Origin of the sequence: Shewanella sp. 11B5, assembly GCF_002836795.1 — a bacterium.
Classification (GTDB): Bacteria; Pseudomonadota; Gammaproteobacteria; order Enterobacterales; family Shewanellaceae; genus Shewanella; species Shewanella frigidimarina.
Map to the genome: position 1 here is coordinate 1 of NZ_PJAP01000274.1, position 12,887 is coordinate 12,887.

Sequence of the window (12,887 nt, forward strand, 5' to 3'; positions counted from 1 at the left end):
TTGAGGTACTGTTGCAGCTGCAGCTGTCACCATTATTCCATCAAATGGTCCACGGTTTGACCACCCTTGCCAACCATCACCATATTTGAATGCGACATTATGTAAATCTAGACGTTTTAATCTTTGACGAGCTTGTATTTGTAATGCTTTTATACGCTCAATTGTGAAAAGCTCAGGAATTAGCGATGCTAAAACAGCTGCTTGGTAACCTGAGCCAGTGCCAATCTCTAACACTTTTTGAGGATTGTGTTGCAGCAGCAGTTCAGTCATTCGAGCCACAATATAAGGCTGCGAAATTGTCTGTCCCTGTCCGATAGGTAATGCAGTATTCTCATACGCTTTATGAGCTAATGCACCATCAAGGAACAATTCACGTGGTGTTGTTGCTACAGCATGCAATACCGCAGGATGTCGGATCCCTGCTTCGGCCAATTTTTTGGCTAAATTCATTGCTGAAGTAGAAGCTACGCGTGTCATATTTTTATTATCCAATCGGCTAATCCATCAAGTTGATTGTATGCCGTTAAGTCTACAGTGAGTGGCGTTATGGATACATATCCCGCGGCCACCGCACCAAAGTCAGTCCCTTCTCCGGCATCTTGCTCACTGCCAACAGGACCAAGCCAGTATATATCTTTACCCGCTGGATCTTGGGTTTTTATCATACCTTCAGCTTTATGTCGGGCACCTAAACGGGTGACTTTAATCCCTTTAATTTGTGCTAAAGGTAAATCAGGAACATTAACATTCAAAATTTGGTCACGGCTAATGGGATGTTCCAGCAACCCTTTTACAATTTTGGCAGCAAAGATGGCTGCTGTATCGTAATGAATTAATGATTTTCCAACCAGTGACACAGCAATGGCAGGTAAACCTAAAAATCGTCCTTCCATTGCCGCTGCAACAGTGCCTGAATATAAGGTGTCATCTCCCATATTCGCCCCAGCATTGATACCAGAAACGACGATATCGGGTTCGGTTTGACACAATTGCCTAATAGCGAGATGGACACAATCTGTCGGAGTACCGTTAACAGAAATATAACCATTTTCTAAGTTATTAATTCTTAATGGATTAGTCAAGGTTAATGAATTGCTCGCACCAGAGCAATTACGATCCGGTGCGACGGTTAATACTTGCGCAAACTCACTCAATGCGTGGGTTAATGCAATAATACCGGGGGCTCTCACGCCATCATCATTACTGACTAAAATATTAATCATTAATTAACACTCTTCATTTTTTTGTGCTTGTTGCTCGGCAACCATGACTTTTCGTTGTGACTCTTAGACATCTTGATAATCAGCAAGTTCGCGTAACACCGAGGTGGCATAACTCCCTGCAGGTAATACAAATTCAAGAGTGAGCGTATCAGCATCAAACTGCCATTTCATTCCTTGAGGTTCAAGTAATAATGGCCGTCTCTCTTGTGATAAACCTGCTTCTTCTAGTCCCTGTAAATCAGCCGACAATTCAGCTAATGGCGTTAATTCTAAAGCTAATGCCTCACCTTGTGCTAATGGTGTTCCCCTTCCCCAAAGTGGAGCGGAAAGTTGGATATCTTTTTCAGCTAAGCGGTTATTGAGTACCTCATCCCATACTTCGGCGGTAAAATAGCTTTTACTACCAGCTAACATCACGCAATCACCCGCGACGGTATCTGCCTGATGATTAGCTAATCGAAATGACACCACCTGATTGAACACATTAGAACGCACAGCTGATAAATACATGCTGCGTTTATGGCGATCTTTTATGTTACGACCACCACTCAGCATTTGTCTGCCTAAGATCAGGTTTTTACCATCGTGGCCAAAGCGCTGCTCACCAAAGTAATTAGGGACTCCGAGTTTTGCTATCTGCTGTAAACGAGACTCGACATCGGCCGTATCATTGATATTGCGTAATGTCAGAACAAATCGATTTCCTAGCAAGGCGCCAATACGCAATTTTTTACTGTGACGACTGCTCGACAGAATGGTTAATTTATCATCATTCAGCTGCGTCCACTCTGGCGTTTCTTTACCAGGAATGCGTATCCCGAACCATTGTTCAGTGATGGCATTTTTGTCTTTCTGACCTGCAAAAGTCACTTCTTTTGGATGCACTTTCGCAAATTTAGCTAATATCTCGGCAACATAAACGGTATTCATGCCATTTTTACGTACATGAAGCATATGATGCTCGCCTTCCCCTGTTGGAGTAAAAGGCAAAATTTCTTTAACTATAAAGTCGCTGTTATAGGTACGTAAATCAGCTTGGCTTATTGGTTTACCAAATAGGTAATGTAATTCTTTCATGTGACAGAACTCTCTTTATTTTGTAGGTTATTGGCTCTTCATCAACACAACAGCTTCAACAGCAATGCCTTCTTTACGTCCAGTAAAACCGAGATTTTCGGTTGTTGTCGCTTTAACATTAATATTATCGATATCTGTTTGTAAGTCAGCACTTAAGCACTGACGTATTGCTTCAATGTGTGGCGCCATCTTAGGTGCTTGAGCAATAATAGTGACATCAAGATTGCCTAAAACAAACTGCTTTTGCAGTGCAAGTTGATAACAGTGTTTTAATAGCACTCGACTATCGGCACCGGCAAAATTAGCATCAGTATCAGGAAAGTGTTTACCTATATCACCTAACGCCATCGCTCCTAATATCGCATCACTAATGGCATGCAGTACCACATCGCCGTCAGAATGGGCAATCAGTCCACTGTCATAAGGAACAGTAACACCACCTAAAACCAGTGGGCTATCACCGCCAAATTTATGTACATCAAAACCATGACCGATACGAATATTCATTTAAAAACCTTATCTTAACTTGCTTAGAGCTGATATTAATGAGTGCGGCTATTTCAGTTAACTATTGTTGTGACATAAACAGAGCAGCCAATTGTAAATCATCTGGATGAGTCACTTTGATATTATCCATTCGGCCATTAACCAACCCCGGCATAACCCCAGCCCATTCCATGGCACTGGCTTCATCGGTAATAGGTACCTGCGCTGCTAATGCAGCCGATAAATGAGTACGTAAAATCGAGACTGGGAAAAATTGCGGCGTTAATGCATGCCATAGCAACGAGCGGTCAACGGTATGAACAATAAGCCCACTGGCGTCACTGCGCTTCATGGTGTCACGAACGGGCGCAGCAAGAATGGCACCTTGTGGATGAATGGCGACAGACTTAATCAATTGGGTGATATCTTGGTGAGTTACACAAGGTCTTGCGGCATCATGAACGAGAGCCCACGCCCCTGGATTATAGTTGTGCGCATAATCTAATGCTGCTAAAACAGAATCAGCACGCTCTCCACCACCAACAACTTGGGTTAATTTAGGATGTTGTGATTGTGGTAACTGGTTGAAATAGTTGTCTTGTGGATGCAATGCAACAATGACCTGATCTATATCAGGATGAGCTAATAACGTATCTAATGTATGGCCAAGAATGCTTTGTTGGCCAAGCATTAAATATTGCTTAGGTTTATCTGCTCCCATGCGGCTGCCAACACCTGCAGCAGGCACAATTGCAATAATGGAGCGAGGATTGTTTGACATATATGCAGCACCAATATTTAAAGTAATATGATTAAGGGTTAAACCTGCTGTGCAACTCAATGTTAACGATTAAATTGGTTCCGTTCACGTAGTTCACTGCCAACGACCCGATAAAAAGTTTCACCTTCTTTAACCATACCTAACTCGTTACGGGCACGCTCTTCAATGGCTTCAGTGCCACGTTTTAAATCGATAATCTCTTCTTTAAGAATTTGATTTCGAGCGACAAGCTTGCCGTTACTTTGTTCTTGGCCTGCTATTTGGGTTTGCAATAAGACATATTCTGACAAATTGTTATCGCCCAACCAAAGCCGGTACTGTAAAAGTGACAATAAACAAATCAGTAAAAATATTAGTTGCTTCATAATATTAACTTATGTCGAAGTAATCCTTAGAAAATATGTCCGTTATAGTACAACAAAAAAGGCCACCGAGTGGTGGCCTTTTTAAGCTAAAGCAAAAATATTATCCTTGGCCTTTAACTTCTTTAAGACCGTTATATGGTGCTTTTGAACCTAGTGCTTCTTCTATACGTAGCAATTGGTTGTACTTAGCAACACGGTCACTACGGCTTAGTGAACCGGTTTTGATTTGACCTGCCGCTGTACCAACAGCTAAATCAGCAATCGTTGAATCTTCTGTCTCGCCACTACGGTGAGAAATAACAACAGTAAAACCTGCATCTTTGGCCATTTTAATTGCAGCCAAAGTTTCGGTTAAGGTACCGATTTGGTTGAATTTAATCAAAATAGAGTTAGCGATGCCGTTGTCGATACCACGCTTAAGAATTTTAGTGTTTGTTACGAATAGATCGTCACCCACTAATTGGATTTTATCGCCCATTAGTTTAGTTTGGTGAGCAAAACCATCCCAGTCAGACTCGTCCAAACCATCTTCGATAGAAACGATTGGGTAGCGTTCAGTAAGACCTTGTAAGAAGAAGTTAAATTCTTCAGAAGTAAACTTCTTGCCTTCACCTTTAAGATCGTAGATGTTGGCTTCTTTGTCGTAAAATTCAGAAGCAGCACAATCCATCGCTAACGTGATGTCTTTACCTAGCTCGTAACCGGCGTTGGCAACAGCAACTTTGATTGCAGCAAGTGCAGCTTCGTTAGATGCTAGGTTTGGAGCAAAACCACCTTCATCACCAACCGCAGTTGAGTGACCGTCAGCTTTAAGTACTTTAGCAAGGCTGTGGAATACTTCCGCGCCCATACGTAGGCCTTCACGGAAAGTTTTAGCGCCAACAGGTTGGATCATAAACTCTTGAATATCAACGCTGTTATCGGCGTGCTCGCCACCATTGATGATGTTCATCATTGGAAGAGGCATAGAGTAAACACCTGGTGTACCGTTTAGATCAGCAATGTGAGCATATAAAGGGACGTGTTTAGCAGCAGCGGCAGCTTTTGCAACTGCTAGAGAAACAGCAAGAATGGCGTTAGCGCCAAATTTTGCTTTGTTTTCGGTACCGTCTAAGTCAATCATGATTTGGTCAAGTTCAGCTTGAGCCAATGCATCTTTACCTTTAAGTGCTTCAGCAATTGGGCCATTAACAGCAGCAACCGCTTTAAGAACACCTTTACCTAAGTAACGTGCTTTGTCGCCGTCACGCAGTTCTAATGCTTCGCGACTACCGGTTGATGCGCCAGATGGTGCAGCAGCCATACCAATAAAACCGCCTTCTAAATGCACTTCTGCTTCTACTGTTGGGTTACCGCGCGAATCCATAATCTCGCGACCAATCACTTTAATGATGTTAGCCATAATTCCCTCGTACTTTGTGTAAGTAAATTAAAAAATTAAAAGAAATAAAAAGTTAATACCAATAAAAATACATAACAGACTTAAAAAAGCAGATTTATTGGTATATAACTTTCAGTTTAGTAATTTTAAATCGATTAGTGCTTAGGATAAATCGAATTAGACTTTGCATCAACTTAGTTTTCACTGCTGTTACACGTCATCAGTGCGATTATATGATCTAACGCAAGTATCTTGAATAAAAAAGCCGCTAATGGATACATTAGCGGCTTATTCATTAATCGATATCGCGTTTTTGATACGCATAAGAAGCGGCTATAAACCCTTCAAACAATGCATGACCGTCGCGTGGGGTTGAGGTGAATTCCGGGTGGAATTGACTCGCAACGAACCATGGGTGATTTGGCAATTCAATCATCTCGATCAGTTTACGATCAGATGACAAACCACTAAACACTAAGCCGGCCTTCTCTAGGCGTTCAATGTAGTTGTTATTCACTTCGTAACGGTGACGATGACGTTCAACACAAGTAGCAGAATCATAGGCTATTGCCGCTTTTGTGCCTTCTTTTAAATGACATAGCTGAGCGCCTAAACGCATAGTGCCACCTAAATCTGAAGACTCATGACGCGTCTCAACATCCCCTTCTTCATTAATCCACTCAGTAATTAAACCCACTACTGGATAAGGTGTCTGTGGATTAAACTCAGTTGAGTGCGCACCTTCTAAACCAGCTACATGACGAGCGAATTCAATTAATGCTACCTGCATACCTAAACAGATACCAAAGTACGGAAGATTGTTTTCACGAGCAAATTTAGCAGCAAAAATCTTACCTTCTACGCCACGTTCGCCAAAGCCGCCAGGTACTAAAATACCATCTAGACCTTGCAACACTTCTTCGCCTTTAGCCTCAACTGTTTGTGAATCAATGTACTTAATATTCACTGTCACACGGTTTTTTAAGCCTGCATGCTTTAATGCTTCATTCACCGACTTGTATGCATCAGGAAGTTCAATGTACTTACCGACCATACCAATAGTGACTTCACCATTTGGATTGGCTTCTTGGTAAATAACGTTTTCCCACTCAGACAAATCAGCTTCGTTACACGTTAAATTAAAACGTTTAATGACTAAATCATCTAATCCTTGTGAGCGTAATAACGCAGGGATTTTGTAGATGCTATCAACGTCTTTTAATGAAATAACCGCACGTTCTTCTACGTTACAGAATAGTGAAATTTTAGCTTTTTCATTGGCAGGAATTGCACGGTCGCCACGACAAACCAATACATCCGGCGCAATACCAATTGAACGCAACTCTTTAACAGAGTGTTGAGTCGGTTTGGTTTTAATTTCACCAGCAGCGCCTAAGAATGGCACTAAGGTTAAATGCATAAATAGTGTACGTTCGCGTCCTAGCTCAGAACCTAATTGACGAATAGATTCAAGAAACGGCAATGATTCAATATCACCCACCGTGCCACCGATTTCGACAATTGCCACATCATGGCCTTCGCCACCTGCTAACACTTTTTCTTTAATCGCGTTAGTAATGTGTGGAATAACTTGAATGGTTGCGCCTAAATAATCACCACGACGTTCTTTACTAATCACTTCTTCGTAAATACGACCAGTAGTAAAGTTATTGCGACGATTCATTTTGGTACGAATGAAACGTTCGTAATGACCTAAATCGAGATCGGTTTCTGCACCATCTTCAGTCACGAAAACTTCACCGTGTTGAGTTGGGCTCATGGTACCCGGATCGACGTTAATATAGGGGTCAAGTTTCATAATGGTTACATTGAGGCCACGCGCCTCTAAAATTGCCGCGAGCGAAGCTGCTGCAATGCCTTTACCTAGTGATGAAACAACGCCACCAGTAACGAAGATATACCTTGTAGTCATGCTGAACCTGAGAAAATGTGTTGGAAAAAACGTGCTTGTAAGAAAGCACTAGGACGGGGCGATATTATAGCAAAGCCACCTCGTTTCGACAAACTTAAACGCGCTAATTTTAGCTTAATTTATGTTTTCGTGTTGTTTTACTACATTCCAGTAGTGGTCTAATTCTTCCAGGCTATGCTGTTGTATCGGTTTTCCACTATTGTTTACACATTGCTCAACCCCTCTAAATCTACGTTCAAATTTATGATTGGCTTGACGTAGTGCTTGTTCAGGATCAACGTTTAAATGACGAGCAAGGTTCACTACAGCAAACAATAAATCGCCCATTTCATCAACAATTCTCGGCTGATAAAAATCAGGGTCTTGATGTCGTAGATTAACTTCTACCAGTACTTCATCGATTTCTTCATGTATTTTGGCAACAACAGGCTCAAGCTCGGCCCAATCAAAGCCAACTTTAGCCACTCGATGTTGAATTTTTCGTGCTCTAGATAACGCTGGTAATGCTTGAGGGATATCATCCAACGCTGAGTGCAGTTGTTTTTGCTGACGTTCATTGGCTTTTAACGAATCCCACGCTTGGCTTAAATCGTGAATATTGGTAATGGCACCAACAACGTTGTTTTCTGGTTGAGCAAATACATGTGGATGACGGCGAATAAGCTTATCGCTAATTCGCGCTACTACCGTAGCAAAATCGAACTTACCTTGCTCTTGCCCTAATTGGCAATAAAACACTATCTGAAACAATAAGTCGCCCAGTTCATCAGGTAACTCTTCCCATGCTTGTCGCTCAATAGTATCAACAACCTCATAAGCTTCTTCTAAGGTAAAGGGCACAATACTGGCAAAATCTTGCGCTTGATCCCAAGGACAACCAGACTCTGGGTTGCGCAATTGCTGCATGATGGTCAGTAACGATTGAATATCTGCCACAGAAACGGTCCTCTCTTGTAAAGATAAAATCTAATAAAAAAGCACCTAACAAGTAGATGCCTTCAAGGTAAGCCATGATGTTAATTACGTTATAATCGACGCGACTCAATCACACCATCAACGAGCGACAGTTTACCGAGAATCCGTGATAAACCATCTAAATTATACAATTCAAGTTCAAGCTCTACGGTGGCAGTTTGGCTTTTAACATCAGAAGATGAACTCATCGCCATCACATTGGATTTCTCTGCCGCTAGCACTGTGGTTAAATCTCGTAATAAGCCACTGCGATCATGGGCAAGTACTCTAACGCGAATACGATAACCACCAGAATAGTTCTCACCCCAAATCACATCGACACTGCGTTCTGGGTGAGCACGCATTAATTCTTTCACTTGTTCGCAATCACTACGGTGCACAGAAATCCCCCGCCCCATAGTAATATAACCAAATATTTCATCGCCGGGAACGGGTTGGCAACAACGTGCAATGTGGCTCATTAAATTACCAACGCCATTAACTTCGACTTGGCCTTTACTCGACTTTTTAGGTTTATGTGACGCTTTCTTTATAATGTCTTCAAGTAAGTTTTCGTCAGTGTCTTCTACTTTGCGAATTTTGGTATCGGTAAAATTAACCACTTGATTTAAACGTAAATCCCCCCCACCGATAGCCGCTAGCATGTCATCCATAGTGTTTAAATTAAAGCGCTCTACCGCCACTGCAGCATCTTTAACTTTAAGACCCACTCGGGCTAATTCAGACTCAAGCATCTCTTTACCCGCGGCAATATTTTTATCGCGGTCTTGTTGCTTAAACCAATGTTGAATTTTTGAACGCGAACGTGACGACTTGATATAACCTAAATTAAGATTGAGCCAGTCACGTTTTGGATTGGGTGTTTTTGACGTGATAATTTCAATGCGTTCACCCGTTTCAACTTGGTAAGTGAATGGCACAATGCGGCCGTCGACTTTTGCACCAATACACTTATGACCCACTTGAGAGTGAATATAATAAGCAAAGTCGAGTACGGTAGAACCTAAAGGTAAGTCAACGACTTCACCACTTGGGGTAAATACATAGACTCGGTCTTCAAATACTTGGCTACGGACTTCGTCAACCAAATTACCACTTTCAGCGACATCTTCTTGCCACTGTAAAATTTTACGCAACCAGTTAATTTTTTCTTCGTAACCCGTTTGTTTGGTATTGCTGGCACCTTCTTTGTATTTCCAGTGCGCGGCAACCCCAAGTTCAGAATCTTGATGCATCGCCTCGGTACGAATTTGAATTTCTACGGTTTTGCCTTCAGGACCAACAACTACGGTATGAATAGATTGATAGCCGTTCGGTTTTGGATTTGCAACGTAATCGTCAAACTCACGCGGAATGTGGTGCCAAAGGTCATGCACAACCCCTAACGCACCATAGCAATCTTGTAATCTTTCGGTGACAATACGTACAGCTCGGACGTCAAAAAGCTCATCAAACTTGAGATCTTTGCCCTTCATTTTTCGCCAAATACTGTAAATGTGCTTAGGTCGGCCGTACACTTTGGCGCGAATATCATCGCTATCTAAACGCTGCTGCAACTGAGTCACAAACTTGTCGATAAACACTTCTCGGTCGACACGCTTACCATCAAGCTGTTTAGCAATGTCTTTATAAACGGTTGGATGCAAGTAGCGAAAAGAAATATCTTCAAGTTCCCACTTTAATTGACCAATGCCCAAACGGTTAGCGAGTGGCGCATAAATATCAGCAATTTCACGTGCTAATAACACCCGAGTTTCTTCATCGGCGTTTTTGACCGCACGCAGTAAGCATACACGTTCGGCTAATTTGATCACTACGGCGCGAACATCTTCAACCATGGCTAATAACATTTTTCGAATGTTATCTATTTGCGGTTCGGCATCGCGCGAGTTTTGACTGACTTTTAATGCGCCAATGGCATTCATGGTCACAACACTGGCAACTAACCTCGCAAGGTTTTCACCGTATTGCTCTAGAATTTGCTCTTCGTTGAGAACACCCGCATCGAATAGCAAAAATAATACTGCGGCTTGTAACGTTTCGATGTCCATATTCAGCGGCGCTAAGATTTCGATCATTTCGCGAGCGCGCGCAAGCAGTTCAGTATGAGCCAGTTTGTTTTTAACCGGTAGGGCCTCAACTTGCTGGATCAATACCAATAACTTCTGAGCATCATCTTTGTCGTCGAGATAACGAGCGACCCACTCATCTAATTGGAATGCTTGCGTATTAAAATGTGCTTCGCGAACAGATACCATGAACCCTTCCTTAGCCGCATGACCGACTGACATCCAACCATATGCACATGGCATAGTGTGACCAACTGAACAACCTATCTTGAAGCGCTATATTCTTTTGTCAATTCAATAGCGTTCAGTTGGCCAATTTTTTAGCATACCTATCGTAAGCGGCTAAAAAATCGTTGTTTAAATATTTAATTCAAATAACACCATGGCTTCAATATGATGTGTCTGTGGAAACATATCGACTAATCCCACTTGGGCAATTCGATATCCACTGGCTAATAATACACTACTGTCACGTGCTAAACTTGCCGGATTACATGAAACATACACCACTTTTTTAGGTTGCATTTTCTGTAACCATTGTAAACTTTCAAAAGCACCGGCTCGAGCAGGGTCCAGCAACAGTTTATCAATTTTGCCTAACCATGTTTGTGCCGATAGATCAGCACTTAAATCCGCATGATAGAAAGTCACATTATCCAATTGGTTGTCGACAGCGTTTTGCTTGGCTTGTTGCACCATCTCAGGCACACCTTCAACACCAATGACTTCTGCAGCCTTTAATGCCAACGGTAAACTGAAATTACCCACACCACAGAATAGATCTAAAATACGCTCACCAGATTGAGGGTCTAACCATTCGATGGCTTGATCGACCATGGCCTGATTAATAGCACCATTAACTTGGACAAAATTACCAGGAGTGAATGAACAACGAACAGCCTCCTGTGCAAGATGATAATAAGGTAACGCGACAGCTTCATCACCAGCTGGCAGCAAGGGAAACAATTGGGTTAATTGACCAGCATCATCTTGCAATAACAAGTTAAGTTGGTGCTTTTCGGCAAACCCCGTTAACCAACGAATATCAGATGCTGGCAACACTTTAGTCACTCTTAATACCGCAAAATTACCGTTATCAGCTTGGGTGAGTTCAACATGCCCTAAACTGGCCTTAGCTTTAAGTTGATTTAAATTAGCCGCTAATGGGGTAATTAAAGCGGACAATGACTCAGATAACACAGGGCACTGTTGAATAGAAACAATTTTATTGCTATTTCCTGCGCGAAACCCAAGTTGTAACCGCTGAGTATTTTTATCAAATAATGTGGCCAATCTTGCGCGTCGTCTATAATGCCACGCCTCACCCGCTATAGGGTCAGCGACAATATCAGCATCAATAGCTTTAGCACTCGACAACTTGCTGATGAGATCAACCAAAGCAGTTTGTTTATGCTCGCGTTGTGCATTAGTGTCCATGTGCTGCAAATCACAACCGCCACATTGTTGATAATGTGGACAATGAGGTTTGATTCGATTAACCGCTGCAGACTCAATAGAGATGAGCTTGGCTTTAGCGTAGCTTTTCTTTTGTTCGACAAATTGCACCGTAGCGGTCTCTCCCGGTAACACTCCCGGAATAAACACTATTTTGCCTTGATGTTGCGCTATACCTGCACCTAAATGGTCAAGTTGAGTGACACTGAGGCTTAACTTTGCTGATAATTGCTTAGATTTGTTCGGTTTTGCTTGGAAAAATTGTGCCATTTCGGCCTCAGGTATTGAATAAAAAACTAGTCAAGAGTGCGCCATATCTGGCAGTCTAGACGGAATAACAGCGATTTAGTAACAGGGATATACCTAACAGCCATGAAAAGTGCCAACAATATGACCAAATACAGCCTACGCTCTTGGGTTCTGGTACTTGCGTTAGCGCCCACGATTGTAGTGGGTATTCTACTTGGAAGTTATTTCACGATAAACCGCTTTTATGAATTGGAACAAACCTTAATTGAAAAAGGCAGCAACATTGTTGAGCCATTAGCCATTGCCAGCGAATTTGGCATTATCACTCAAGATCGTGAATCAACTAAACTTTTACTCGCCGCCTCGCAAATAAACAATGCATCCCTGATCCTATCTATTGCTGTTTTTGATGCCGAAAACCAACTCTTTGTCACTTCGCACTACCACAAAGATTTTGAAACTATGCGTTACAAACAAACGCTGGCAAACTTAATCGGCACAGAACATGAAACAATTGGCGATACTTTGGTCATTCGTGTGCCAATAATATCCCATACAGGGTTAGAACCAAAACATGTTGCCAGTATAAATCGCCAAAGTAACGGTGATATCAATAATAATACTTCTGCCAATGGCGTCGTTAAACCTATTTACAATAATCAACAAGAGCGAATTTTAGGCTATATATCAGTATTACTAAATAAAGAAAACGCCCTACTCGAACAACATCGAGCAGCTATAGCCGCGTTTATTATCGTATTAATCGGGGTGCAATTTAACCTATTTTTTACCTTCCGCTTAGTCAAGCACGTGAACTACCCCATTACTGAAATGGTGCGAGTGGTAGCCAAAATTCGTGAAGGTAAACTCGATACTCGCCTAGAAGGCAACTT

At 42.0% G+C, this 12,887-nt stretch carries 11 protein-coding genes and 1 pseudogene; 1 reads left to right on the forward strand and 11 read right to left on the reverse strand.

From position 1 onward, the window contains the following. From CXF78_RS04675 to rlmD, 11 genes are all read right to left on the reverse strand, one after another. Positions 1-477, reverse strand: a 477-nt coding sequence (locus CXF78_RS04675; RefSeq protein ID WP_102036129.1) for a protein-L-isoaspartate(D-aspartate) O-methyltransferase, incomplete at its 3' end; no start/stop codon positions are given. Further along, positions 474-1,223, reverse strand: coding sequence for a 5'/3'-nucleotidase SurE (gene surE, locus CXF78_RS04680; protein WP_011636531.1), 750 nt, complete (start codon positions 1,221-1,223; stop codon positions 474-476). The genes surE and CXF78_RS04675, both read right to left, overlap by 4 nt. Positions 1,224-1,286: 63 nt before the next feature. Next, positions 1,287-2,300 carry a tRNA pseudouridine(13) synthase TruD gene (gene truD / locus CXF78_RS04685; protein WP_102036123.1) on the reverse strand — a complete coding sequence of 338 codons (1,014 nt, stop codon included), beginning with the start codon at positions 2,298-2,300 and terminating at the stop codon, positions 1,287-1,289. Positions 2,301-2,327: 27 nt separating this feature from the next. After that, positions 2,328-2,807 (reverse strand): 2-C-methyl-D-erythritol 2,4-cyclodiphosphate synthase, encoded by a 480-nt coding sequence (ispF, locus tag CXF78_RS04690; RefSeq protein WP_011636529.1) that lies wholly within the window; start codon positions 2,805-2,807, stop codon positions 2,328-2,330. Between the two features lie 61 nt (positions 2,808-2,868). Next, positions 2,869-3,567 carry a 2-C-methyl-D-erythritol 4-phosphate cytidylyltransferase gene (ispD, locus tag CXF78_RS04695; protein ID WP_102036130.1) on the reverse strand — a complete coding sequence of 233 codons (699 nt, stop codon included), beginning with the start codon at positions 3,565-3,567 and terminating at the stop codon, positions 2,869-2,871. Positions 3,568-3,629: 62 nt separating this feature from the next. Then, a complete protein-coding gene (gene ftsB, locus CXF78_RS04700) occupies positions 3,630-3,932 on the reverse strand; it encodes a cell division protein FtsB (RefSeq protein ID WP_102036124.1) in 303 nt (100 codons plus the stop codon). A gap of 100 nt (positions 3,933-4,032) precedes the next feature. Continuing rightward, a complete protein-coding gene (gene eno / locus CXF78_RS04705) occupies positions 4,033-5,334 on the reverse strand; it encodes a phosphopyruvate hydratase (RefSeq protein ID WP_101085635.1) in 1,302 nt (433 codons plus the stop codon). Between the two features lie 274 nt (positions 5,335-5,608). Continuing rightward, on the reverse strand, positions 5,609-7,246 hold the full coding sequence (locus CXF78_RS04710; protein ID WP_102036125.1) for a CTP synthase: 1,638 nt from the start codon (positions 7,244-7,246) through the stop codon (positions 5,609-5,611). Between the two features lie 114 nt (positions 7,247-7,360). Beyond that, positions 7,361-8,212 (reverse strand): nucleoside triphosphate pyrophosphohydrolase, encoded by an 852-nt coding sequence (gene mazG, locus CXF78_RS04715; protein WP_180957049.1) that lies wholly within the window; start codon positions 8,210-8,212, stop codon positions 7,361-7,363. Between the two features lie 59 nt (positions 8,213-8,271). Further along, positions 8,272-10,479 (reverse strand): GTP diphosphokinase, encoded by a 2,208-nt coding sequence (relA, locus tag CXF78_RS04720; protein WP_102036127.1) that lies wholly within the window; start codon positions 10,477-10,479, stop codon positions 8,272-8,274. Between the two features lie 168 nt (positions 10,480-10,647). After that, the gene (rlmD, locus tag CXF78_RS04725) at positions 10,648-12,015 is read right to left on the reverse strand and encodes a 23S rRNA (uracil(1939)-C(5))-methyltransferase RlmD (RefSeq protein WP_102036128.1); all 1,368 of its coding nucleotides are present in this window, start codon (positions 12,013-12,015) and stop codon (positions 10,648-10,650) included. 102 nt (positions 12,016-12,117) lie between these two features. Between rlmD and CXF78_RS04730 the strand changes: the two are divergent. Then, positions 12,118-12,887, forward strand: a pseudogene (locus CXF78_RS04730) (two-component sensor histidine kinase BarA); the annotation flags it as partial.